This window comes from Brevundimonas diminuta, from assembly GCF_022654015.1.
Classification (GTDB): Bacteria; Pseudomonadota; Alphaproteobacteria; order Caulobacterales; family Caulobacteraceae; genus Brevundimonas; species Brevundimonas diminuta_C.
On the sequence record NZ_CP073063.1, the window covers coordinates 231,115 to 255,453 of the forward strand.

General features: G+C 67.2%; 20 protein-coding genes and 1 tRNA gene. 9 read left to right on the forward strand and 12 right to left on the reverse strand.

Features of this window, described 5'->3' with window-relative positions:
* Nucleotides 1–64: 64 nt before the first annotated feature.
* Nucleotides 65–141: transfer RNA gene (locus tag KAK88_RS01080), tRNA-Arg, on the reverse strand.
* A 144-nt stretch (nt 142–285) separates the two neighbouring features.
* On the opposite strand from KAK88_RS01080, the gene KAK88_RS01085 reads away from it, so the two are divergent.
* Nucleotides 286–2,040 (forward strand): gamma-glutamyltransferase family protein, encoded by a 1,755-nt coding sequence (locus KAK88_RS01085; RefSeq protein WP_242077531.1) that lies wholly within the window; start codon nt 286–288, stop codon nt 2,038–2,040.
* Between the two features lie 4 nt (nt 2,041–2,044).
* On the opposite strand, the gene KAK88_RS01090 is transcribed toward KAK88_RS01085, so the two are convergent.
* Together KAK88_RS01090 and KAK88_RS01095 are read right to left on the reverse strand one after the other, a co-directional pair.
* Nucleotides 2,045–2,851 carry a lipid A-modifier LpxR family protein gene (locus KAK88_RS01090; RefSeq protein ID WP_242077532.1) on the reverse strand — a complete coding sequence of 269 codons (807 nt, stop codon included), beginning with the start codon at nt 2,849–2,851 and terminating at the stop codon, nt 2,045–2,047.
* Between the two features lie 216 nt (nt 2,852–3,067).
* Nucleotides 3,068–4,957 carry a ribonucleoside-diphosphate reductase subunit alpha gene (locus tag KAK88_RS01095; RefSeq protein ID WP_242077533.1) on the reverse strand — a complete coding sequence of 630 codons (1,890 nt, stop codon included), beginning with the start codon at nt 4,955–4,957 and terminating at the stop codon, nt 3,068–3,070.
* A 273-nt stretch (nt 4,958–5,230) separates the two neighbouring features.
* Here KAK88_RS01095 and KAK88_RS01100 point away from each other — a divergent pair, with 273 nt between their 5' ends.
* Genes KAK88_RS01100 through KAK88_RS01110 form a run of 3 tightly spaced genes read left to right on the forward strand, consistent with a single transcriptional unit; the run spans nt 5,231 to nt 8,727 of the window.
* Nucleotides 5,231–6,007 (forward strand): phosphatase PAP2 family protein, encoded by a 777-nt coding sequence (locus KAK88_RS01100; RefSeq protein WP_242077534.1) that lies wholly within the window; start codon nt 5,231–5,233, stop codon nt 6,005–6,007.
* 37 nt (nt 6,008–6,044) lie between these two features.
* On the forward strand, nt 6,045–7,382 hold the full coding sequence (locus KAK88_RS01105) for an acetyl-CoA hydrolase/transferase family protein (RefSeq protein WP_277928811.1): 1,338 nt from the start codon (nt 6,045–6,047) through the stop codon (nt 7,380–7,382).
* 43 nt (nt 7,383–7,425) lie between these two features.
* Complete coding sequence (locus KAK88_RS01110) at nt 7,426–8,727, forward strand: PQQ-dependent sugar dehydrogenase (RefSeq protein WP_242077535.1); 1,302 nt, start codon at nt 7,426–7,428, stop codon at nt 8,725–8,727.
* Here KAK88_RS01110 and KAK88_RS01115 read toward each other — a convergent pair.
* Nucleotides 8,724–9,962, reverse strand: a complete 1,239-nt coding sequence (locus KAK88_RS01115; RefSeq protein ID WP_045810901.1) for an argininosuccinate synthase — start codon at nt 9,960–9,962, stop codon at nt 8,724–8,726. The genes KAK88_RS01110 and KAK88_RS01115 overlap by 4 nt on opposite strands.
* Nucleotides 9,963–10,152: 190 nt before the next feature.
* On the opposite strand from KAK88_RS01115, the gene KAK88_RS01120 reads away from it, so the two are divergent.
* Entirely contained in the window at nt 10,153–13,017 is a 2,865-nt protein-coding gene (locus tag KAK88_RS01120; protein WP_242077536.1) for a M16 family metallopeptidase, read from the forward strand.
* A gap of 259 nt (nt 13,018–13,276) precedes the next feature.
* On the opposite strand, the gene yihA is transcribed toward KAK88_RS01120, so the two are convergent.
* The 4 genes from yihA to rpmH are packed head-to-tail and all read right to left on the reverse strand — an operon-like array spanning nt 13,277 to nt 16,289.
* On the reverse strand, nt 13,277–13,930 hold the full coding sequence (yihA, locus tag KAK88_RS01125; protein ID WP_055809369.1) for a ribosome biogenesis GTP-binding protein YihA/YsxC: 654 nt from the start codon (nt 13,928–13,930) through the stop codon (nt 13,277–13,279).
* A complete protein-coding gene (yidC, locus tag KAK88_RS01130) occupies nt 13,927–15,723 on the reverse strand; it encodes a membrane protein insertase YidC (RefSeq protein WP_017505046.1) in 1,797 nt (598 codons plus the stop codon). The genes yihA and yidC overlap by 4 nt, the downstream gene beginning before the upstream one ends.
* A complete protein-coding gene (rnpA, locus tag KAK88_RS01135; protein ID WP_242077537.1) occupies nt 15,720–16,124 on the reverse strand; it encodes a ribonuclease P protein component in 405 nt (134 codons plus the stop codon). The genes yidC and rnpA overlap by 4 nt, the downstream gene beginning before the upstream one ends.
* Nucleotides 16,125–16,154: 30 nt before the next feature.
* Nucleotides 16,155–16,289, reverse strand: a complete 135-nt coding sequence (gene rpmH, locus KAK88_RS01140) for a 50S ribosomal protein L34 (protein WP_003164000.1) — start codon at nt 16,287–16,289, stop codon at nt 16,155–16,157.
* Nucleotides 16,290–16,415: 126 nt separating this feature from the next.
* Between rpmH and KAK88_RS01145 the strand changes: the two genes are divergently transcribed.
* Together KAK88_RS01145 and KAK88_RS01150 are read left to right on the forward strand one after the other, a co-directional pair.
* Entirely contained in the window at nt 16,416–17,165 is a 750-nt protein-coding gene (locus KAK88_RS01145) for a TVP38/TMEM64 family protein (RefSeq protein WP_242077538.1), read from the forward strand.
* A complete protein-coding gene (locus KAK88_RS01150; protein ID WP_242077539.1) occupies nt 17,162–18,649 on the forward strand; it encodes a sensor histidine kinase in 1,488 nt (495 codons plus the stop codon). The genes KAK88_RS01145 and KAK88_RS01150 overlap by 4 nt, the downstream gene beginning before the upstream one ends.
* A 6-nt stretch (nt 18,650–18,655) precedes the next feature.
* On the opposite strand, the gene KAK88_RS01155 is transcribed toward KAK88_RS01150, so the two are convergent.
* The gene (locus KAK88_RS01155; RefSeq protein WP_039246564.1) at nt 18,656–18,919 is read right to left on the reverse strand and encodes a hypothetical protein; all 264 of its coding nucleotides are present in this window, start codon (nt 18,917–18,919) and stop codon (nt 18,656–18,658) included.
* Nucleotides 18,920–19,065: 146 nt separating this feature from the next.
* Here KAK88_RS01155 and KAK88_RS01160 point away from each other — a divergent pair, with 146 nt between their 5' ends.
* A complete protein-coding gene (locus KAK88_RS01160) occupies nt 19,066–19,566 on the forward strand; it encodes a hypothetical protein (protein ID WP_039246565.1) in 501 nt (166 codons plus the stop codon).
* Between the two features lie 6 nt (nt 19,567–19,572).
* Here KAK88_RS01160 and KAK88_RS01165 read toward each other — a convergent pair whose 3' ends face one another.
* Nucleotides 19,573–20,208, reverse strand: coding sequence for a glutathione S-transferase family protein (locus KAK88_RS01165; RefSeq protein WP_242077540.1), 636 nt, complete (start codon nt 20,206–20,208; stop codon nt 19,573–19,575).
* A 311-nt stretch (nt 20,209–20,519) separates the two neighbouring features.
* On the opposite strand from KAK88_RS01165, the gene KAK88_RS01170 reads away from it, so the two are divergent.
* Nucleotides 20,520–20,936 carry an ester cyclase gene (locus tag KAK88_RS01170; protein WP_242077541.1) on the forward strand — a complete coding sequence of 139 codons (417 nt, stop codon included), beginning with the start codon at nt 20,520–20,522 and terminating at the stop codon, nt 20,934–20,936.
* Nucleotides 20,937–20,958: 22 nt separating this feature from the next.
* Here KAK88_RS01170 and KAK88_RS01175 read toward each other — a convergent pair whose 3' ends face one another.
* The gene (locus tag KAK88_RS01175) at nt 20,959–22,008 is read right to left on the reverse strand and encodes a ribonucleotide-diphosphate reductase subunit beta (protein WP_112862969.1); all 1,050 of its coding nucleotides are present in this window, start codon (nt 22,006–22,008) and stop codon (nt 20,959–20,961) included.
* A 173-nt stretch (nt 22,009–22,181) separates the two neighbouring features.
* Entirely contained in the window at nt 22,182–24,305 is a 2,124-nt protein-coding gene (locus tag KAK88_RS16005) for a response regulator (RefSeq protein ID WP_277928812.1), read from the reverse strand.
* Between the last annotated feature and the right edge of the window lie 34 nt (nt 24,306–24,339).

The window sequence follows — 24,339 nt, forward strand, 5'->3', positions numbered from 1 at the left end:
CGCGAGGCGGTGAACGGCCCGCGTAAATCGGCGCCGCGTTTTAAGTCGTATTGTTTGGAAGAAGTGGCGCACCCGGAGCGATTCGAACGCCCGACCCTCAGATTCGTAGTCTGATGCTCTATCCAGCTGAGCTACGGGTGCGGCTGCCTTGCGGCGAGGGCGGGTCTTTAGCCGGTGGATCGGGCGGACGCAAGCGGGGGAATGCAGTTTCTGCGTCTGAAGCGGTTGGCGTGGCGGCTGCGACGGCTTAGGCCTGTCTGACGCTCCCCTGCTTTCGGATCTTCCATGCGTTCTTTCCGTCGCCAGATCGCCGCTGTGCTGGTTCCCGTCCTGATGGCGGGATGCCAGACCGCGACAGCCAGCCAAGGCGCACCCGTGCCGGCGACAACGCCGCCGCCGGCCGTTTCGGCCCCGTCGCCGGCCGCATCGCCCGCTCGGGGGCCGTTCGTCGCGGCGGCGAATCCGCTGGCGGTCGAAGCGGGGATGGCCGTATTGCGGCGCGGCGGATCGGCGGTGGATGCGGCGGTGGCGATCCAGGCGGTTCTGGGTCTGGTGGAGCCGCAGTCGTCGGGATTGGGCGGCGGGGCCTTCCTGATGAGTTATGACGCCGAGACCGGGACCGTCACGGCCTATGACGGGCGCGAGACGGCGCCGGCCTCGGCGAGGCCCGAACTGTTTTATGAGGACGGCAAGCCCCTGCCCTTCATAGACGCGGTGTTGTCCGGCCGCTCGACCGGGGCGCCGGGGGCGGTGGCCATGCTGGCGATGGCGCAGAAGGATCATGGCAAGCTGGCCTGGCGCGATCTGTTCGGGGACGCCGAGCGGCTGGCGCGCGACGGGTTCACGGTCAGCCCGCGTCTGGCCGGCATGATCAACAGCAGCTATCCCCAGGCGCGGACGCGCTGGGCCAGCGCCTATTTCACCAAGCCGGACGGCACGCGGTATCAGGCGGGCGATACGCTGAAGAACCCGGCCTACGCCGACACGGTCGCGCGGTTGGCGCAACAGGGGCCGGGCGTCGTCTATGGCGGGCCGATCGGGGCTGACATCGCGGCGGCGGTTCGCGAAGGGCCGCGTCCCGGCGGCTTGACCGAGGCGGACATCGCCGGCTATCGGCCCTTGCGCCGCGACGCCATTTGCCGGCCGTATCAGGCCTATGTGGTCTGCGTGCCGCCGCCGCCATCCAGCGGGGTGGCATTGCTGCAGTTCCTGGCCATGGCCGAGGCGACGCCCGATCTGGGCAAGGGGGCGAAGAGCCCTGAGGCCTGGGTCGCGTTCGGGCGGCTGCAGAGGCTGATGTACGCCGACCGGGACCGCTATATCGGCGACAACGACTTTGTCGGCGTGCCGATCGCGGGTCTGCTGGATCCCGATTATGTCGCGTCGCGCGCCGCCCTGGCCCCGCAGGTGAACGGGCCGGTCGAGGCCGGCGCCCCGACGGGATCGCCGCCGCGCGGGGCCGACCAAACGGCCGAGCCGGGCGGCACCTCGCACATGGTCGTGGTCGACGCCTGGGGCAATGCGGTCAGCATGACCACGACGGTCGAGAGCATCTTCGGCAATGGACGGATGGTCGACGGCTTCTTCCTGAACAACCAGCTGACGGACTTCTCCTTCACGCCGCTAGAGGACGGTCATCCGGCCGCCAATGCGGTGGCGGCGGGCAAGCGGCCGCGCTCGTCGATGACGCCGGTGCTGATCCTGGATCGTCAGGGACGGCTGGTCGGCGCCATCGGCTCGCCGGGCGGATCCAGCATCCTGGCCTATGTCGCCAAGACCTTGGTCGGGACGATGGATTGGGGCCTGTCGATGCAGCAGGCGATCGCCCTGCCCAATCTGGTGGTGCGGGGCGAGATGGTCGGGGCCGACACCGATATGATCGCGCCGGATATCCGCGACGCCCTCGCGGCGGCGGGCATGGCCCTGAAGCCGAACGCCACCGAGACCTCGGGCCTGCACGGCGCGATCTGGCGCTACGGTCGCTGGGATGGGGGAGCCGACCCGCGTCGCGAGGGCGTGGCGGTCTCGGAGGTTCGCTAAAGGTTCAGCGGCCGGGGCGGATCGACAGCTGGAAGGCCAGCAGGCCTTCGCTGACGTCAGTGTCCAGACCGTTCATGCCGCGCAGACCCTTGCCGGCGTCGATCTCGCGATAGACGACGCCGAACGAGGTCTGCATGTCGCCCTTGCGATAGGCCACGCCGATCGAGGCGTCGCCCAGGAAGCTGCCCTTGTCCTGGGTGTAGCCGGAGCGGGCGTAGTCGCCGTCGCGCGTACGGGCGAAGTTGTAGCCCACGGCCCGGCCCGATCCAGCGGCGTACAGATACCAGCGCGGCCGCTCGCCGAACCGTTCGCGGCCGTTGGGGGCCAGACGATCCAGCCCTTCGCCGATCTTGAGCGTAACGCCGGCCTCGGCCGAACGGCCTTCGCTGCCGACGCCCAGGCCCGCGTGGGGCGTCAGGCTGACTTCGAGGCCCGAGGCGGTATGACCGCGCGCGCCGCGGAAACCGCGGACATAGCGCAGGTCATAGGCGTCGGGATCCAACTCGGCCCGATCGACGGGCGTCACCGGCAGGGGCGAGCCGTCGGCGCGGCGCAGACGGCCGGCCGTCTCCAGCGTCACCCGGTCGGTGAAGTCGGTGCGATCGATCCAGACGTCGTTGCGCGTGCTGGCGGACAGGCCGGATCGGTCGTCGGGACGAAAGGCGGTCGGGATTTCGATCTGGGCGCCGAACCGGGCGTCCGGCGCAACGCGGAAACTGGTCTGTTCGGTCAGGCGAGCTGTGACATCGGGCGAGGCGTCGAAGGCGTTGGGGGCCCAGGTCTGTGCACAGGCGGCGCTCGCGCCAGCCATCGCCAACACGCCCCCCAAGCCGACAATACAGGCCTTTAATCGCATCCGGTCTCCCCACCGATCCGCTGGACACACACTGCAACCCTCAGGCGCAAGAGTCCAACGGCTTTTGGTCATGGTTTCGTCGCTTTTCAACGAGGACGACCAGCCGGGGTTCCAAAACGAAAAAGGGCCCCGCTGTCGCGGAGCCCCTCGGGTCGTGCGGTGGAGAAGGCCTTATTGGCAGGCCAGGCACTCGTCGTAGTCGGTCTTGGGCATGGAGAAGAGGTCGGGCTGGTTCGGATCGACCACCTCTTCGGCCTTGTCCTCGGCGCCCGCGAAGGCGGCGCGCTGCACCGACTTGGAGCGCAGATAGTAAAGCGACTTCACGCCGCGCTCCCAGGCGGACCAGTGCAGCATATGCAGGTCCCACTTGTTCACGTCGCCGGGGATGAACAGGTTCAGCGACTGGGCCTGGCAGATTTCCGGCGCGCGGTCGGCGGCCAATTCGATCACCCAGCGCTGGTCCAGTTCGAAGGCGGTCTTGAACACGCCCTTCTCGTCCTCGTTCAAGGCGTCGAGGTGCTGGACCGAACCTTCGTTCTCCAGAATGGAGCTCCACACCGCCTCGGTGTTGATGCCCTTTTCGTCGAGCAGGCGCTCCAGATAGGGGTTCTTCACCGCGAATGAGCCCGACAGGGTTTTGTGGGTGTAGATGTTGGCCGGGATCGGCTCGATGCCCGCAGACGTGCCGCCGCAGATGATCGAGATCGAGGCGGTGGGGGCGATCGCCAGCTTGTGGCTGAACCGTTCCATCACGCCGCGCTCCTCGGCGTCCAGGCACGGGCCCTTCTCCTCGGCTAGCAGGCGGCTGGCCTTGTCGGCCTCGCGGCGCAGATGCTTGAACAGGCGCATGTTCCACGACTTGGCCATGGCGCTTTCGAAGGCCACGCCCTGCCCTTGCAGGAAGGAGTGGAAGCCCATCAGGCCCAGACCCACCGAACGCTCGCGCTTGGCCGAATAGACGGCGGCGGCCATGGCGGGCGGGGCGCGGCGGATGAAGTCTTCCAGCACATTGTCCAGGAACCGCATCAGGTCCTCGACGAAGCGCGGTTCCTCGCGCCACTCCAGGAAGGTCTCGGCGTTCACCGACGACAGGCAGCAGACGGCGGTCCGGTCCACGCCGAGGTGGTCGCGGCCGGTGTGCAGCATGATTTCGGCGCACAGGTTCGACTGTTTGACCTTCAGGCCCAGGTCGCGCTGGTGCGGCGCCATCTGGCGGTTCACCGTGTCCGAGAAGATCAGATAGGGCTCGCCGGTCTGCATGCGGATGTCGAGCAGCTTGGTCCACAGCGAACGGGCGTCGACAGTCTTCATGACCGCGCCGTCCTTGGGCGACTTCAGGTCGAAGGTTCCGCCGACCTTGACGGCTTCCATGAACTCGTCGGTGACGTTGATGCCGTGGTGCAGGTTCAGGGACTTGCGATTGAAGTCGCCGGACGGTTTGCGGATCTCCAGGAACTCTTCGATTTCCGGGTGGTGGATGTCCAGATAGACGGCGGCCGAACCGCGACGCAGCGAGCCCTGGCTGATCGCCAGCGTCAGGCTGTCCATCACGCGGATGAAGGGGATGATGCCCGAGGTCTTGCCCGCGCCCTTCACCTTTTCGCCGATGGAGCGGACGCCGCCCCAATAGGTGCCGATGCCGCCGCCGTTCGAGGCCAGGGCCACGTTCTCGTTCCAGACGTTCTGGATGCCGTCCAGGCTGTCGCCCACCGCGTTCAGGAAGCAGGAGATCGGCAGGCCGCGATCCGCGCCGCCGTTCGACAGGACCGGAGTCGCCGGCATGAACCACAGGCGGCTCATATAGTCGTACAGGCGCTGGGCGTGTTCGGCGTCGTCCGAGAAGGCGGTCGAGACGCGCGCGAACATGTCCTGATAGCTTTCGCCCGGCAGCAGATAGCGATCTTCCAGCGTCTTCTTGCCGAAGTCGGTCAGCAGATCGTCGCGCGACCGGTCCACCTGGACCGATTTGACCACGGTCAGGTGGGGGCGCTCCGGCGTCGGCGTCGCCGCAACGCCTTGGAATTCCGTCGTCTTCAATGCCTCGCCGCCAGCCATGGTCATCTGCGTCCTGAACAAAAAATCGTTTGAGCCGCCCGCGCCGCGACCACATCATCTTGTGGCCTCTGCGCTCCCCGAGCCCACATATAGGGCGCATATGCCTAATGACCCGTCAACGGGTTGACGCCGACCATTGTGGGCGAATCGGTCGGACAAGTCCCAGCCGTCTGGGGAAAAGCCCGCACGCAAGCCAGCACGTCCGTTCTGCGCGCCTGCGACGGCGTGATCACGAACGCGTGATCGGAACGACTGTCCAGCTTGGCCGTTGGCTCGCCCATGACGCTTTCTGACGTACGCGCCTTTTTGATACGCGCCCTGGCGGTCGCTCGCACGGAGATCGCCGCGCTTCTGGCCCTGTTGGTCGTCGCCGGCGGCGTTCTGACCTTCGCCGGTCTCGCCGATGAGATGACCGAGGGCGAGGGCCAGGCCTTCGATCTTCATGTCCTGGCGCTGATGCGCCCCTATGCCGATGATCCGGGCCGACCGTGGGGGCCGTGGTGGCTGAAGGAGGCGGCGGCGGACATCACCTCGCTGGGCGGCATCTCGGTGCTGGGGCTGTTCGCCCTGATCGTGATCGTCTTTCTGCTAAGCCAGCGGAAATGGCTGTCGTCCCTGCTGCTGGTCGTGGGCCTCGCCGGCGGCGTCATACTCTCGGAGGGTCTGAAGGCGGTGTTCGAACGCGCCCGTCCGCCTGCGGCCATGCAGGCGGTGGAGACGATCAACGCCAGCTTCCCCTCAGGCCACGCCCTGCTATCCACCGTCTTCTATCTCAGCGTCGCCGTCATGCTGACCCGCGCCTTCCCGCGCGAGCGGTTCAAGGTCTTTGTCCTGGGCGTCGGCATTCTGCTGGCCCTGCTGGTCGGGCTGACACGCATCTATCTGGGCGCCCACTGGGCCACTGACGTCTTCGCCGGCTGGGCGGTCGGCGCCGCCTGGGCCATGGCCCTTTGGCTGGTCGCCTATGGGGTGGCGCGCTGGCAGAAGCGTCATCGCGCGGCGCTGCAGGACGAAGCCTCCCCGATCGAAGCCTCGCCCGACCCGACCAAAGTCTAGGCCCGCCATCCGCCGCGCGGCAGGCTAGTCTGGAGACATGACGGAGACGCACGCCATGGACCACGCCGCCCTCTACGCCGAACGGCTGAAGACCCCCGACCAGGCCGCCGCCCTGATCGTCTCGGGCGCCAAGGTGGCCATGGGGCTCGGCGTGTCCCAGCCGCCCGCCCTGCTCAAGGCCCTGGCCGAACGGGCCGCGCGTGGCGAGGTCGAGGATGTGAACCTCTATTATCTGCTCTCGACCGCCATCGCGGGGGACACGGTGCTGCGCTATGAGCTGATGGACCGGATCCGCCCCTGGAGCCTGTTCCACAGCGCCATCGAACGCCGGCTGGAACAACGCGCGCACGAGGAGGGTCGCCCCAACCCCGTGCAGTTCATACCCACCGGCTTTCAGCAGTCGCCCCGCCTGTTGTGCGACGAGGTCAAGGTGGACGCGCTGATCTGCACCGTCTCGCCGATGGATGCGGACGGCTTCTTCTCGTTCGGGACCAACACCGACTACGCCAAGCCGGTATCGCAGACGGCCCGGACGGTGATCGTCGAAGTCAATCCGCACATGCCGCGCGTGTTCGGCGACTGCACCGTCCATGTGTCCCAGGTCGCCGGCATCGTCGAACATGCCGCGCCCCTGCTGGTCGTGCCGCGCGCCGAGCCTCAGCCGGCGGACCTGGTCATCGGCCGCATCATCGCCGGCCTGGTCGAGGACGGGGCGACGCTTCAGATGGGGATCGGGGCCCTGCCCAACGCCGTCTGCGACGCCCTGATGGACCACCGCGATCTGGGCGTTCATACCGAGATGCTGACGCCCGGCCTGGTCGAGCTGATGCAGGCCGGCGTGGCCAACCATGCCCGCAAGACCCTGCATCGGGGCGTGGGCGTCTTCGCCTTCTCGATGGGCGACCTCAACACCTATGAATTCCTGGACGGCAATCGCGGCATGGAGGCCCATCCGGTCTCCTATGTGAACGACCCGGCCGTGATCGCGCGCAATGCGAAGATGATCTCGGTGAACGCCACGCTTCAGATCGACCTGACCGGCGCCTGCTGCTCGGAGTTCTTGAACGGGCGCCAGTTCACGGCCGCCGGGGGCCAGCTGGACTTCGTGCGCGGCGCCTATGGATCGGAGGGCGGCAAGTCGATCATCGCCTGTCATTCCACGGCGGCGAAGGGCACGGCCTCGCGCATCGTCGCGCGTCTGGACGGGCCGGTCACCACGCCGCGCAACGACACCCACATCGTCGCCACCGAACACGGCTGGACCAATCTGAAGGGCAAGTCGTCCAGCGAGCGCGTCCGCGCCCTGATCGCCCTGGCCGCGCCCGAGTTTCGCGACGGCCTGACGGCGGCGGCGCGCGAGCAGGGTCTGATCTGACGCCGCACTTGATCTCAGGCTGTGTGTCGGGGCTTCTCCACCCATGAAGACCGTCCGCCTTCTGGCCCTGCTGTCCCTGCTCGTCGCCGCGCCTGTCAGCGCGAGGGCGGCCCAGGGTGCCTATGCGACCGACGGCGAATGCGGCGGCCGTTCGATGACCACCGTGCGGATGGCGCCGGGCTATTGCCTGGGGCTGGTCTGGCAGGGCGCGGGGGCCGAGGGACCGCGAATGCCGCGCGGCCTGCTGGCGCTATCGAACGGCGACTGGTTGGTGACGGATCTGGGCAGTTGGGACCAGGAACGCGGCGCCATCTGGCGGCTGTCGTTCGGCGCCAATGGCGCACCGCGCTGGCGACGGCTGGCGCAAGGCCTGAGCATGCCGCACACTGCGGCGCGCGGGCCGGACGGGCGCATCTATGTGTCCGAGATGAACCGCATCCTGACGCTGGACCCCGACGCGGCCGATCCGGCGGCGACGGTGCACACCGTGATCGGCGACCTGCCTGACAATCGTCTGCACGCCAATCGCCACCCCCTGTCCAGCTTCGTCTTCGATGCGAACGGCGACCTGCTGGTCAATGTCGGCGCCCCCAGCGACCGCTGCGTGGATGCGCGAGGCCGGGCGCGCGCCAATGCGGCGGGCGCCTGTATCGACAGCGCGGCGACGGCCCAGGTGCGGCGTCACGCCTATCGGGGAAACGGCCGCTGGGCCGAGGACAGCACCGTTTTCGCCTCCGGCCTGCGAAACTCCATCGCCTTGGTCCGGCACCCGTCGGGCACGATCCTGCAAGGTGAGAACTCCGTCGACCTGACCACGCCCGACCATCCCTATGACGAGATCAATGTCCTGCGTCAGGGCGGCCATTACGGCTGGCCCTATTGCGTGGATCTGGCGACGCCCCTGCCGGGCTGGAACGCGGGCCAGGCGCGATGCAGCCAGCGCGACCGCCCGGTTGCCCTGCTGCCGCCGCACGCCGCGCCGCTGGACCTGATCTATTACGATGGGGCGATGTTCCCCGAACTGCGCGGCCGGTTGCTGATGAGCTGGCACGGCTATCGTCGCGCGGGCGGCCGGATCGTGGCGGCCGAGACGGACGGCGAGGGCCGACCCCTGACCGATATCGGCGGCCGCTACGCCATCTATCCGCGCGGCGCCCTGTCCTATCCCCCCGGCGCGCCCAGCATACGCGGCAAGGTGCTGACGCCGGGTTGGGATACGATCGCAGGCCGTCAGCCGCGCGGCGCGCCGGTCGTGCTGGCCGTCGCCGCCGACGGATCGATCTGCGTCACGGATGACCGAAACCGGGCCATCCTCAGGATCGCCCGGTCGGACAAGACGCCCTAGCTCTTGCGCGCGTCGCGCTTGGCCAGGACGCGCAGGCGCAGCGCATTCAGCTTGATGAAGCCGGCCGCGTCCTTGTGGTCGTAGGCCTGGACGCCTTCTTCGAAGGTCACCAGGTCCTGATCGTACAGGCTGTTGGGGCTCTCGCGGCCGATGACCGAGACATTGCCCTTGTACAGCTTGACCTTGACCGTGCCGGAGACGTTTTCCTGGCTCTTGTCGATGGCGGCCTGAAGCATTTCGCGCTCGGGCGAGAACCAGAAGCCGTTGTAGATCAGCTCGGCGTATTTCGGCATCAGCTGATCCTTCAGGTGCATGGAGCCGCCGTCCAGGGTGATGCTTTCGATGCCGCGGTGCGCCGCAATCAGGATGGTCCCGCCGGGGGTCTCATAGACGCCGCGCGACTTCATGCCGACGAAACGGTTCTCGACCAGGTCCAGACGGCCGATGCCGTTGTCGTGGCCGTACTGGTTCAGCGCGGTCAGGATCGTGGCGGGCGACATGGCCTCGCCGTTGATCGAGACGGCGTCGCCCTTTTCGAAGCCGATCTCGATGACGGTGGCCTTATCCGGCGCGTCTTCGGGGCTGATCGTGCGCTGGTGGACGAACTCGGGGGCCTCGACCGCCGGGTCTTCCAGCACCTTGCCCTCGGACGAGGAGTGCAGAAGGTTGGCGTCGACGCTGAAGGGCGCCTCGCCGCGCTTGTCCTTGGCGATGGGGATCTGGTTCTTCTCGGCGAAGTCCAGCAGGGCCTCGCGGCTGCGGAATTCCCACTCGCGCCATGGGGCGATGACGCGGATGTCAGGCTCCAGCGCATAATAGCCCAGCTCGAACCGGACCTGATCGTTGCCCTTGCCGGTCGCGCCGTGACAGACGGCGTCGGCGCCGACCTGACGGGCGATCTCGATCTGGCGCTTGGAGATCAGGGGTCGGGCGATGGAGGTGCCCAGCAGATAGTCGCCCTCATATTGGGCGTTGGCGCGGAACATGGGGAAGACGAAGTCGCGCACGAACTCTTCGCGCAGGTCGTCGATGAAGATATTCTCGGGCTTGATGCCCAGCTTCAGCGCCTTCTCGCGTGCGGGGCCAAGCTCCTCGCCCTGACCCAGGTCGGCGGTGAAGGTCACGACCTCGGCGTTATACTCGGTCTGCAGCCACTTCAGGATGATCGAGGTGTCCAGCCCGCCCGAATAGGCGAGGACGACTTTCTTGACGGGCTTGTCGGCGGGGGCGGACATGGCGGCTCTTTCAGCAAGGGGCGGTCAGTCAGGGAGTTGACGCGCGCATAAGACCGGGGGTCCGGCGATGCAACCTTTTCCGGGTCGCGCGGGGGAGAACATGAACCTTTCGTCATGTTCCATTTGGTCGCGTTGCCAGGCGGCAGACCGGCGTTATGGTCCCCTCCAACTGCAATCCCGAGGATATCGCATGCGCCGCACTGGCTCTCTCGTCGCCGCCGCCGCCCTTCTGGCGGTTTCAACGCCCGTCTGGGCCTCCGTGGCCGCCGCACCCGCCGCCCAGGCCGCTGGTCAGGCCGCCGCGCCCGCCGTTCAGGCCGCGCCGGTGTCGCAGCTGATCAACGAAGTCGACATCCCCTACACCAAGTTCACCCTCGACAACGGCCTAACCGTCCTGATCCATGAGGACCACAAGGCCCCCGTCGTAGCCGTCTCCGTCTGGTACAATGTCGGCTCCAAGGACGAGCCCGCCGGCAAGACCGGCTTCGCCCACCTGTTCGAACACCTGATGTTCGGCGGCTCGGAAAATGCGCCCGGCAGCTATTTCACGCCTATGCGCAACATGGGCGCGACCGACATGAACGGGACCACCTATTTCGACCGCACCAACTATTTCGAGACGGTCCCGACCCCGGCGCTGGAACAGGCCCTGTTCATGGAAAGCGACCGCATGGGCTACATGCTGGGCGCCATCAGCCAGGAGACGCTCGATCTGCAACGCGGCGTCGTTCAGAACGAAAAGCGTCAGGGCGACAACCAGCCCTACGGCCTGAACCAGTACAAGCAGCTGGAGGCCCTGTTCCCTGAAGGCCACCCCTATCGCCACTCGACCATCGGCTCGATGGCCGATCTGGACGCCGCCTCGATGCAGACGGTGCGCGACTGGTTCACCTCCAACTATGGCCCCAACAACGCCGTTCTGGTGCTGGCCGGCGACATCACACCCGCCAAGGCGCGTGAACTGACCGACAAATACTTCGGCCCGATCGCCAAGGGTCCGGTGAACAATCCCGCCCAGGCCCCGGTCCCGACCCTGTCCGCCCCGCTCAGCGAAACCACCCACGACCGCGTCTCGAACGCTCAGGTCGAGGTCAGCTGGGCCGTTCCCGGCATGCTGGACTCGGATTCGGTGCCGCTCAGCGTCGCCGCCTCCGTGCTGGGCGGCCTGGCCTCCTCGCGCCTGGACAACGAACTGGTGCGCGGCGAACAGACCGCCGTCTCGGCCAGCGCCGGCAATAGCGCCTTCCACCGCGTCGGCATCTTCGAGATGAGCGCCACGGTCAAGCCGGGCGAAGACCCCGCCGCCGTCGAGGCGCGGATGCGCGAGATCCTGAACGGCCTGATCGCGAACGGCCCGACGCAGGACGAGATCAACCGCGTCGTCACCCAATACGCCTCGCGCCGCATCCAGGGCCTGGAACAAGTCGGCGGCTTCGGCGGCAAGGCTACGGCGCTCGCCGAGGGCCAGCTCTATGCCGGCGATCCTGAGTTCTACAAGAAGCAGCTGGCCGCCTACGCCGCCGTCACGCCGGCCCAGGTCAAGGCGGCGATGCAGAAGTGGCTGACCCGTCCGGCCTATACGCTGACCACCCTGCCCGGCCAGCGCGAAGCCTATCAGGAGGCGGCCGCCGCGCCGTCCGGCGCCAACCGCACCCCGGCGCCGGAAATCGAGCGCAAGCCGCGCATGCCCAAGCCCGAGATCGGGCAGGTCGCCAACGTCGACTTCCCGGCCGTCGAGCGCACCCGCCTGTCGAACGGCATGGAGGTGATCTACGCCCAGCGCGACGCCACCCCGACGACAAAGATCGCGCTCGACTTCGACGCCGGTCTGGCCGCCGACGACCGGTCCAAACTGGGTCTACAGACCCTGATGCTGGACCTGATGGACGAGGGCACCCGCACCCTGAACGCCACGCAGCTGGCCGAGGCGCAAGAAGCCTTGGGCGCCAGCATCACAACTGGCGCGACGATGGATAGTTCGGTCGTCCAGCTGTCGGCGGTGACGCCGAACCTGAAGCCTTCGGTGGATTTGATGGCCGAGGTGGTGCGCAATCCCGCCTTCGCCCCGGCCGAGCTGGAGCGCCTGCGCGCCACCCGCCTGTCGCGCATCGCCGCCGAGCGCACCCAGCCGGCGGCACTGGCCAGCCGCGCCCTGCCGGAACTGATGTATGGGCCGAACAGCCCCTATGGCCGTCCGTTCAGCGGCAATGGCGACGAGGCCAGCGTCAAGGCGATCACCGACGCCGACATCCGCGCCGACTACGCCAAGTGGATCCGTCCGGACAACGCCAAGCTGTTCATCGTCTCCGACCGGCCCCTGGCCGAGCTGACGCCGATCCTGGACAGCGCCTTCGGTCAATGGGTCCCGCCCGCATCGGCCAAGGCCGTCAAGGACTTCTCGGCCCCGATCCCGGCCGCGACGCCCAAGATCGTGCTGATCGACCGTCCGCAATCGCCCCAGTCCTACATCATGGGCGGCGAGGTTCTGGGCCTGTCGGGCACCGACGACCTGTTGGTGCTGAACGCGGCGAACAATGTGCTCGGCAACGACTTCCTGTCGCGCATCAACTCGGACCTGCGTGAGACCAAGAGCTGGTCCTACGGCGTCAACGCCTCGGTCAATCCGTTCGCCGGACGCGTGCCCTATCTGATCACCGCCCCGGTCCAGGCCGACAAGACCGGCCCGGCCATCGAAGCCCTGAACCAGCAGTTCAACGACTTCCTTTCGGGCGGCAAGGGCGTGACGCCCGAGGAGCTGCAACGCACGATCAACGGCAACACCCGCCGTCTGGCCGGCAGCTACGAGACTTCCGCCGCCGTCCTGGGCGCCATGCGCTCCAACGCCCTGCTGGGCCGTCCGGACGACTATCCGGAAACCATCGCGGCGCGCACCAACGCCCTGACGGCCGCCCAGCTGGACGCCGCCGCCAAGGCCGCCATCGACCCGTCCCGGTTCGTCTGGGTCGTGGTCGGCGACGCCTCGGTGGTCAAGCCGCAACTGGACGCCCTGGGCATCCCCGTCGAGGTCCGCGCGGCAGCCCCCGCCGCCCAATAGGGCGACGACAGACCCGAACGACGAAGGCCCGGAGAGCGATCTCCGGGCCTTTTTCGTTTGCAACATTTTTCTTTCGTCATCCTCCGGCGACAACCGCGAAAGCGGGGGAGACCGGGGGACCCAGCGGCGCCGAAAGCGATGTATCGTCAGCGCAGTTCTTGAAATCGCATTCGCGACAGGTTCGCGCTCACGCGCGCCGCTGGGTCCGCCGGTCTGCGCCGCGAAGGCGCGGCTTGCCGGAGGATGACGAAAGGGAATGTCAGTCCAGCGTCGCGCCCGTCGTGCGCATGATCTCGGCGCGCAGTTCCGGCAGGCCCAGACCCTTTTCCGACGACGTCAGAGCCACCACCGGGAAGGCGGCTGGGCGTTTGGAGATGGCCTTCAGGGTCGCGGCCTGCACGGCCTCGCCCTCGCCCTTCTTCAGCTTGTCGGCCTTGGTCAGGACGATCTGATAGCTGACGGCGGCCAGATCGAGCGCATCCAGCGCCTCCGTATCCACCGACTTCAGGCCATGGCGGCTGTCGATCAGCAGATAGACCCGCTTCAGCGTCACCCGGCCGCGCAGATAGTCGCGGCCCAGATCCTGGAACTTCTTGACCGTGGTCTTGGACGCCTTGGCCCAGCCATAGCCGGGCAGGTCGACCAGACGCATCCGGCCGTCCAGATCGAAGAAGTTGACCTCGCGCGTGCGGCCCGGCTCGTTCGAGGCGCGGGCCAGCTTGTGCATGCCCACCAGCCCGTTGATCAGGCTGGACTTGCCCACGTTCGAGCGGCCGGCGAAGGCGATCTCGGGTAGGTCGGGGTCGGGCAGCTGCTCGATCTTGGCCGCGCCCATGACGAAGGTCGCAGGCCGCGCGAACAGGACGCGCGCCGCCTCGATGTCCTCGGGCGTGAACTCGGTCTCGTCGATCACGCCGGCGACTTCTTGAACCGGGCGAAGAACGCATCGATCGGGTTCTCGGCCTTGTAGCGGTGCATGATCACATACTGCTGCAGGATGGTCAGGATGTTGGACCAGGCCCAGTAGATCAGCAGGCCCGCCGCGAACGGCGCCATGATGAAGGTGAACAGCAGCGGCATGAACTGGAAGATCTGGCGCTGGACCGGATCGGCCGCCGGCGGGTTCATCGCCGTCTGCAGCCACATCGTCAGGCCGTAGGCGATCGCCAGCAGACCCAGGTGCAGCGGGCCGGCCAACAGGCCGCCGATCAGCGGCGCCATCGCCGGATCCCACGGGATCAGGCCGAACAGGTTCCAGATCGACGACGGATCGCGCGCCGACAGGTCATGGATGAAGCCCAGGAACGGCTGGTGACGCATTTCGATGGTCACGGTCAGCACCTTGTACAGGGCATAGAAGACCGGGATCTGCAGCACCAGCGGAAGGCATCCGGCGACCGGATTGATCTTCTCGCGCTGGTACAGGGCCATCGTCTCCTGCTGCTGCTTCTGCGGGTCGTCTTTGAACTTCTTCTTGATCTCCTCCATCTTGGGCTGGAGGTTCCGCATCTTGGACATCGAGGCGTAGGCGTTGTTGGCCAGCGGGAACATCACCAGCTTGACGATGACGGTCAGGGCCAGGATGGCGACGCCGAAGCTGCCGACCAGGCCATAGACGTTCTCCAAGATCCAGAAGATCGGACGCGTCAGGAACCAGAACATGCCCCAGTCGATCGCATAGACGAAGCGCGGCAGGTTCAGGCTCTGCTCATAGGATTTCAGCACCTCGGCGCGCTTGACCCCGGCGAACAGGCGCTGGGTCTCGGTCGCGGTGGCGCCGGGCTGGATGGTGCGGGTGGTGCCCAGGACATTGGCTTCCAGCTGCTGGGCGCCGTTCAGGTCGCGGACGCGGAATTCGGTTTCGACCGCCTCGTTCTGCTGGGGCAGCAGGGCCGCCAGCCAGTATTTGTCGGTGATGCCCAGCCAGCCGCCGGTCGAGGCGTTCTCGATCCGCGGCTCCTTCAGCCAGTCCTTGTATTTCTTCTGCTCGGTCCGGTAGTCGCCCGGCTTTCCGAAGGTGCCGATCGCGCCCTCGTGGACGATGTGCGACGAGCCGGCTGCGGGCGGCACGCCCTGGCGCTGGACGCTGCCGTAGGGGGCGATGGTGATCGCCTGCGTGCCCAGGTTCTGGACCGTGTCCTGCACCGAAAAGACGTATTTGTCGTCGACCGAGATCACGCGGGTGAAACGCAGGCCCTGACCGTTGTCCCAGGTCAGGGTGACCGGCGTCGTCGGCGTCAGGATCGAACCATTGGTCAGCCGCCACACGGTATTGGGTCCGGGCACGCCGCCGGCCACATTGGGGCCGGTCCAGCCGAACTGGGCGAAGTAGGCGTTCTGCATCCCCTGCGGGCGGAACAGCTCTACCGGCTGGGGCTTGTCCTGAACCTCGCGATAGTCGGTCAGGAACAGGTCGTCGATCCGGCCGCCCTGAAGCGACAGCGAACCCTTCAGCGTGCCGGACTGGATCGGCACACGCGCGGCGGTGCTCAGCGCCTGGCTGCGGTCGGTGACAAAGGTCGGGCCCTGCGGGCTCAGCGCCGTGCGCGCGGCGTTATCAGCGGTCTGCGACTGTTCGGCCTGGGCCTGCTGTTGCACAGCGCGACGCTCGGCCTGCGGACGCAGCACGGCGAAATAGTAGATCCCCATGATCAGGACCGAGCACACGATGAAGATGATCGTGTTGCGCGTGTTTTCGTTTTTCATGGATTCTGGCGGTCCTGGCCGGAGGGGGCGCGGGCGTGCGAAGGCTTGTGAGCCTTGGGTGTCGCCAGCCTTGTAAGCGTCGATTTCACGTCGTCAAGCAGACGGTCCCACGCACGCTCGGTCGTGCCCATGCGGGCGATGAAGACATAGTCGCTTCCGGGCACGCCATGCTGGGCCAGCATGGTCCGTGCGGCCTCGCGCAGACGGCGTTTGGCGCGGTTGCGCTGAACCGCCCCGCCGATCTTCTTGGTGGCGGTGAAGCCCAGACCGATGTGCGGCGAACCGTCGCCACGCTCCAGCCGCTGGATCACCACGGCGCCACGCGCCTCGGAAGCGCCTTTGGCGGCCGCCAGGAACTGGGGCCGCCGCAACAGACGCTTGATCTGTAAAGGGTCGCTCATGCGTCCAAAAGATCCGGACGCGTAAGCCGCTTACGCCGTCAGGCGCTTGCGGCCCTTGGCGCGACGGCGCGCAACAATCTTCTGGCCGTTCTTGGTGGCCATCCGGCTGCGGAAGCCGTGACGGCGCTTGCGCACGAGTCGCGACGGCTGATAGGTCCGCTTCACGGTCGGCTCCTGACGTTAAAAGGTTGGGCGACGGGGCAAGAGGCGTCCGCCGCAGGAAGGGCGGGCGTATAAGTCGCATGTCCGCGTGAGTCAACGCTCGGACGGCATTTCGGGACGATGAAACGGATGGCGAAACGAACGGCGAAGGAATGGGCCCTGCGGCTGGCGCCGTTGGCGGCCATCGCCGGGCTGGTGATCGCCTTCTTCGCCCTGGGCTGGAACCGCTATCTGTCGATGGATCTGATCCGCGAGCACGGGCTGAACCTTCAGGCCTATGCACAACAGAACTGGTGGATCGCGCTCGTGGCCTTCATCGCCGTCTATGCCCTGGCGACCGCCTCGACCATTCCCGGACCCGTCTTCCTGACCCTGCTGGGCGGGATGATGTTCGGCCCCTATGTCGGGGCCCTGGCCCAGTCGACGGGGGCCACCATCGGTTCGGTCGTCATCTATTATGTCTATCGCACCTCGATCGGTTCCTGGCTGCGCGCCAAGTTCGAGGCCGACGCCGGCTTCATGGATCGGCTGACCAAGGGCATCGACCGCAACGCCTTCACCACCCTGTTCACCCTGCGCGTGATCCCCAGCGTGCCCTTCGTCCTGGTCAACGCGACAGCGGGGATGATGGCGGTGCCGCTGAGACCCTACATCATCGCCACCTTCATCGGCCTGCTGCCGTCCACCTTCATCTACACCTGGATCGGATCGCAGCTGGGCGACCTGCTGCGCGCCGGCGTGCGGCCGGACCTGCCGATGCTGCTGCAACAGTTCTTCTGGCCGTTGATGGGCGTGGTCTTCCTGTCCCTGCTGCTGCCGATCGGCATCAAGCTGTTCCAGATGATCCGCGCCCGCCGGATCGGAGCGACGGCGGCATGAGCGCCCTGTTCGACCGGATCGCAGCGCGGCTGAACCTGACGCCGGACCAGGCCAATCTGTGGCGCGAGCGCCTGACCCCCCCGACCCTGAATCCAAGGGCGCCAGACGGCCTGTCGGCGCGGCTGTTGCTGCTGACCGTCGCCTTCACCCTGGCGGTCGAGGCCTTGATCCTGGGGCCGAACCTGGCGGCCTTCCATGAGCGCTGGCTGCGCGACCGGCTCCAGGCCGCCGAACTGGCCTCGGTCGGGGTCGAAGCCCTGCCCTATAGCGCGGTCGAGGACGACACGGCCGCCGAGTTGATGCGGATCGGCGGGGTCCAGGCGGTCGCCCTGACGGAGCAAGGCGTGCGCCGCCTGCTGCTTCAGGCCCCCAACCTGCCCCGCGCGCCCGAACTGATCGATCTGAGGCGTCAGGACAGCTGGTCGCGCCTGACCGACCCGTGGCGCACCCTGTTCGGACATCCGGACCGCTCGCTGCGGGTGCAGGCCAAGCCGCGCTATCGTTCCGGCGACTTCATCGAGATCGTCACCCCCGCCCAGCCGTTGAAGCTGGAATTGCGCGCCTTCCTGCTGAACAGCCTGCTGGTGTCGCTGCTGGTGTCGGTGACGGCGGGCGCCCTGCTTTATGGCGGTCTGGCCCTGCTGGTGCTGCGCCCGCTGCGTCGCGTCACCCGCTCGATGGAACGGTTCGCCGCCGACCCTGAAAGCGAGGCCGAGGCGCCGTCCGACCGTCACGACGAGATCGGCCGCGTCGAGCGCGAACTCAGCCGGATGCAGGAGGAGGTGCGCCATTCCCTGCGTTCTCGCGCCCGTTTGGTCGCGCTGGGCGAGGCGGTGGCCAAGATCAACCACGACCTGCGAAACATGCTGACCTCGGCCCAGATGGCGTCCGAACGGCTGGCGACCTCCGCCGACCCCCAGGTGGCCAAGGCCCTGCCCCGGCTGGAGCGCGCGCTCAGCCGCGCCGCCGGCCTGTCGCGCAATGTGCTGGAATACGGCAAGAGCGAGGAACCCGCGCCCCAGAAGACCCGCGTCGTCCTGACCAAGGCCCTGACCCTGGCGGCCGAGGACGCCGGGCTTGACCCCGACGGCGTACGCCTGGTCAAACAGCTGCCGCCCCGGTTCGCCGTCGAGGCCGACCCGGATCAGCTGTATCGCATCCTGGTCAATCTGATGCGCAACGCCCGCCAGGCCATCGAGGCCGATCCGACGCGTCCGCCCGAGCGGCGCGGCAAGGGGGCCATCACCGTCAGCGCCTTTGGTCAGGACGGCTTCTGCGTCGTGCGCATCGCGGACGACGGCCCCGGCATTCCGCCGCGTCTGGCCGAACGCCTGTTCGAACCCTTCGTCAGCTCAAAGAGCTCGGACGGTTCGGGCCTGGGCCTGACCATCTCGCGCGAGCTGGCCGCCCTTCACGGCGGCGATCTGCGGCTGGTCGAGACCGACGGTAAAGGCGCCGTTTTCGAGCTGCGCCTGCCGGGCTGAACCGCCCTATTCCAGACCGTCGTCCGACACGACGAAGGGCCGGTTCTCCGCCTTGGCTTGGGCCGCGAGTTCTTCCTGAACCAGATGCCAGCGCCGCAGACGCTCGTAGTCGATGGCGTGCTCGGGCGAGGCGTCCAGCCAATGGCGGAAGTCCTCGATCTGAAGCCGGGCGTCCGCGGCGGTCGTGTCGGGCAGGGCCGGCACGTTCGGCAACTGGCGCGCGACATCCGCAGGAATGGGGAAGTCGCCGGACGCGGTGCTCAGGATCATCGATCTTCTCGGCTAGGCTGCGGTCGGGAGAGATCGACCATGACGCGAAGCCGGGCCTTTCGCCACCTTTTCATCGCTGCGGCGTTGTACAGCAGGATCACAATGGCCAAGCTGCGGGCAACGCCTCGGCCTCGGGAGAGACAGTCATGATCGTTCGCACCGCCGTCGCCGCCGCCCTGCTGGCCGCCGCCCTGACCGCGCCCGTCGCCGCCCAGACGACGACGGCGCCGGCGACCGCTGACCCCTATCGCGATCAGCGCGCCCTGCCCGACCCGGCCGATCCCGCCAGCCGCGACGCCCTGCTGAAGGCGCGGGGCGAGGCTTATCACCGGGCCAGCGACGCCCAGCAGACCGAAGAGGAACTGCGCACCACCCGCGCCCTCAACGACGAGATCGCCGCCCAGAACGCCCTGGCCGACAAGACCGACGCCGCCAACCGTCTGGACTACGACGCCGCCCTGGCCCGTCATCAGATCGAGGTCAGTCAGGCCGAGGAACAGGCGCGCGCCGCCGCCGAAACCGCCCGCTTGGCGCAGGAGAAATACGACCGCGACTACGCCGCCTGGCAGGAACAGGTGCGACTGTGCCGCACGGGCTTCCGCCCCGCCTGCACCGCCCGGCCAGCGTGGGTCGAACCGGCGCAGTAAACGCCGTCAGGTCGCCTTGTCCTTCGCTTCGGCGATCAGGGCGTCGTCGATTTGGCGGGCGCGCACAGCGGCCGGGCGGGTGGTGATCCGCTCGGCATAGGCCTTAAACGCCGGCCGTTCGGGCAGGCTCTTGAACATCAGTCCCCAGGCGATCTGGCTGCCGACATAGACATCGGCCGCGCTGAACCGCTCGCCAAGGATCCACGGGCTGCGATCGAGCGCATGCCCCAGTCCGTCGATCACCTGATCGAACGAGCCGTAGCCGACCATGGCCGACTTCTCGGGCGGCGGCAGTTGACCCAGCGACTTTGCCGTCACCGCCGCCTCGACCGGTCCGGCGGCGAAGAACATCCAGCGATAATAAAGGCCGCGCAGCGGATCGTCCGTCGCCGGCGCCAGGCCGGCGTCAGGAAAGGCGTCGGCCAGATAGGCGCAGATGGCGGCGCATTCGGTCACGACGACGCCGCGATGAGCGATGGCCGGCACCTTGCCCATCGGATTGATCGCCAGATAGTCCGGCGACTTCATCGCCGGATAATCGACCACGACGGTGCGATAGGGTTGACCTGCCTCCTCCAGCATCCAGCGGACGATGCGTCCGCGCGACATGGGGTTGGTGTAGAAGACGATCTCTTCGCTCATGGGGTGCTCTCCCTTTCGAGAGAGCCTACGCCCGAAATGGGAGATGTGTCAGCCCGCGGCCAGGCTCATGTCGCGCCGCGCCATCATGCGATCGAACGCGCCCCAGACGCCCTCGACACCGCGCCAGCCCGGAGCAATATGATCGCGACTACGCCCCTTGGCAGGAACAGGCGCGGCTATGCCGGTCGGGCCTCCGCAAGGCCTCATCGCGCGACGGCCTGGATCCGGCCAGCGCAATAAACCGTGCCGGCTGAAACCATAGAGGGATCGGGCGGTTGTCTCTATCGAACCCCAAGCGAAAGAGACCCTTCATGGCCGATGCCACCGCCAATATCGCCGCAACCAAACGCTTCGGCGAGATCGTCAACACGGGCGCTCTGGACGCCTTTCCCGAGGTCGTGGCGGAGGCTTGCGTCGACAACGATCCCGCACCGGGTCAGGGACCGGGGCCCGAAGGCTTCAAGGCCTTCTTCACCGAGATGCGGACCGCCTTCCCCGACCTGAAGGTCGAACCTCAGACCATGCTCAGCGAAGGCGATCAGGTGGCCTTCGCCTACACCCTGACCGGCACGCACAAGGGCGACTTCCACGGCGTAGCCGCTACGGGCAAGTCCATCGAGGTTCGCGGGATGCAGATCGGCCGGTTCGAGGAGGGCAAGATGATCGAACGTTGGGGCAGCTCCGACGAGCTGGGCATCCTCAAACAGATCGGCGCGGCCCCCGTCTGAGGCCGCGCCCCTGGTCGCGGGTTCAGCCCGCGACCAAGCTCATGTCGCGGCGCGCCATCATGCGGTCGAACTCGGTCCAGACGCCGTCGGCGCCGTGCCAGTTCCCCTGCGTCGCCGCCTTGGAATATTCGGTGGCGCGGGCCTCGAAGAAGTTGGCGTGTTCGACGCCGCTGAGCAGCGACTGCAGCCAGGGCAGCGGGTTTTCCGTCACCCCATAGACTTCCGGCAGCTTGAGCTGACGCAGGCGCCAGTCGGCGATGAAGCGGATGTACTGTTTGATGTCCTCGGGCGTCATGCCGTTCACAGAGCCCATCTCGAAGGCCAGGTCGATGAACTTGTCCTCCATGTTCACCACCGTCTTGCAGCAGTCGACGATGTCGTCCGCGACCGACTTGGTGACGGCGCCCGTCTCCTTGTTGAAGGCGTGGTACAGCTTGATGATGCCTTCGCAGTGCAGGCTCTCGTCGCGCACCGACCAAGACACGATCTGACCCATGCCCTTCATCTTGTTCTGGCGTGGGAAGTTCATCAGCATGGCGAAGGACGCGAACAGCTGAACGCCTTCCGAGAAGCCGCCGAACATAGCCAGGGTCCGGCAGATGTCGGCGTCTGAATCGACCCCGAACTGGCCCATGTAGTCGTGCTTGTCCCGCATGGCCTCATATTCCATGAAGGCGCCGAACTCGCTCTCGGGCATGCCGATGGTCTCGAGCAGCAGGGCGTAGGCCGCGATGTGGATCGTCTCCATATTGCCGAAGGCGGCCAGCATCATCTTCACTTCGGTCGGTTTGAAGACCCGACCGTAGCGTTCCATGTAGTTGTCCTGAACCTCGATGTCCGCCTGGGTGAAGAAGCGGAAGATCTGGGTCAGCAGGTTGCGTTCGCCGTCGTTCAGGGTCGAGGCCCAGTCCTTGACGTCCTCGCCCAGCGGCACCTCCTCGGGCATCCAGTGGACCTGCTGCTGCTTCTTCCACATGTCGAACGCCCACGGATAGCGGAACGGCTTGTAGGCGGCCGACGGGGTCAGAAGACCGGCGCGCTCGGGGAGGATGATCGGAGTGATGGCGTTCATCGAACTGGACCTGAGGGCGATTCCAAACAGGCGTTCACCATGCGATGCGATGGTCCCGGCGCCAAGTCGAAATAGGTCTATTTTGCGATCACGATTTATCTCGACCGCTAGATGTTGTGTCCGTGCCGCACATTCTTGGGGACGCACCTGGGGATGAAGCCGCGCCCGACGGCTCAGGCGGCTTGGGCGTCCAGGCGAGTTGCGGCCGCGCTCAGCGTCTCGTCGATGGCGGCGTAGAGCTTGGCCTGGGTCACCGGCTTGGCCAGATGGCCGTCCATGCCGGTGGACAGGCACCGGGCGGCGTCCTCGGGCATGGCCTCGGCGGTGACGGCCAGGATCGGCGTCTGGCCGGCGGAATCGGCCAGGGCGCGGATCGCGCGGGTGGCGGCCAAGCCATCCATAACCGGCATACGCACATCCATCAGGATCAGGTCGAAGGCCTCGGCCGAGACGGCATTCACCGCCTCCTGCCCATCGCACGCCTCGGCGGTGTCGCAGTCGGCGGCCTGCAGCATGATGCGCAGCAGATCGCGATTGGCGGGATGATCGTCGACGATCAGAACCTTCATGCGACGGCTGTCCAACGGCGCGCCGCTGTCCGTCTCGACTGGGGCCGCAATGGGCGCCTCGATCTCCACGGTGAAGGTCGAGCCCTGCCACTGGACGCTTTCGACGACGATGGTTCCGTTCAGGCGCTCGGCATGGCTCTTGGCCAGGGTCAGGCCGACGCCCGCCCCCTCGTGGGCGCGGCTGGTCGAGGCGTCCGCCTGTTCGAACAGGCGGAAGACGCCTGCCAGTGTCGCGGCGTCCATGCCGCAGCCGGTGTCCGACACGGCAATCCGCAGTCGGGCTTCGAGCCGATCAACCATGACGGTCACGCCCCCGTGGGAGGTGAATTTCGAGGCGTTCAGCGTCAGGTGATGCAGGATCTGGCGCAGACGCCGCATGTCGGTCAGCACCCAGCCCTCGGCGTCCGGCGCGATGTGCAGGTCGAAGGTCAGGCCGCGGATTTCGGCCCACTCGCGCGCCGGCGCCACCGCGTCCTGGATCAGGGCGCGCAGATCGGCGGGCTTCAGCACGACCTCGTCGCCGCCGCGCGAAATCTCCAGCAAGTCCTCGACCAGACGCAGCATGGATTCGCCGCACTGGCGCACCGCATTGACCTGCCGATGGCCCTCCGCGTCCAGGCTGGCCGAGCGCGACAACAGGTCGGCATAGCCGGTGACCCCGGTCAGGGGGGTCCGCATCTCATGGCTCATCAAGGCCAGGAAGCGCGACTTCGCTTCGTCGGCGCGCCTGGCCCGGGCCAAGGCGTCCAGCGCCGCCGCCGTGCGCGCCCTCAGACGCGCCGTCAGCCGTCGACGCTCGGTCGACAGGGTGGTGATTGGCAGGACCGACCCGACGACGCACAGCAGGAACAGATGAAACACATTCATCTGGCGCATCACCTCAGGCAAGGCGGCCAGAACCGGATCGGGCGTCAGGCGGGTCAGCACGACCGGCCCATGCCCGCCCAGCGTCGCGGCGCCGCCGATGGCCGCGACCAGCACCACCGCGCAGGCGGTGGTCGGCGGACCCAGCCGGAAGGCCAGAAGGATCAGCGGCGGAAGCACCGCGAACATCACCGGCGCCGACGACTGGGTGAAGACCCACAGCGTGACGCCGCCGACCAGCACCAGCAGGGCGGCCGCCTCGGTCATCGTGGCTTGGGCGTCGTCCCTGAACCGATGATTGCGCGCCAGCAGCAGCAGGGATGGCGTGACGATCATCATCGCCAGCAGTTCCATGTCGAACAGGTGGTGCATCCGGAACGCCAGCGTGCCCGGCACCTTCCAGCTCATCAGCACCGCGACCGCGCCCGCCAGCAGGGTGCTGATAAAGACCGCGGGAACGGCGGCGAAGACGGCGAAGCGGAACAGACGCCAGGGCCGTCGCATATCCAGCGCGGCCCCGCAGAAACGGCGCGCCAACACGGCCGCGACGCAGACCTGCGTCAGGTTCAGGGCGACATTGGTGAACATCATCACGCCGGGATCGCCGCGCACGATATTGCTGACCAGATTGATCGCGGCGCAGCCGAGCATCACGCCGATCGCCTGGCGACGATGAAGTTGAAGGACGGCGGCCAGAAGCACCGCATTGGCGGGCCACAGAACCGTGGCGCCGAAGGCATGCATGCTCCACTGGGCGACAGACAGGCACAGGGCGAACAACGCCACATAGGCGTAGGGCGACGGCCCAGCCGCGCGGCCGGCCTCGTGACGGAAAAACCGCCAGCGCCCGCCTTCTGCGTTCACCCACTTCAGTCCCATGACGTAACGGTGACACGCA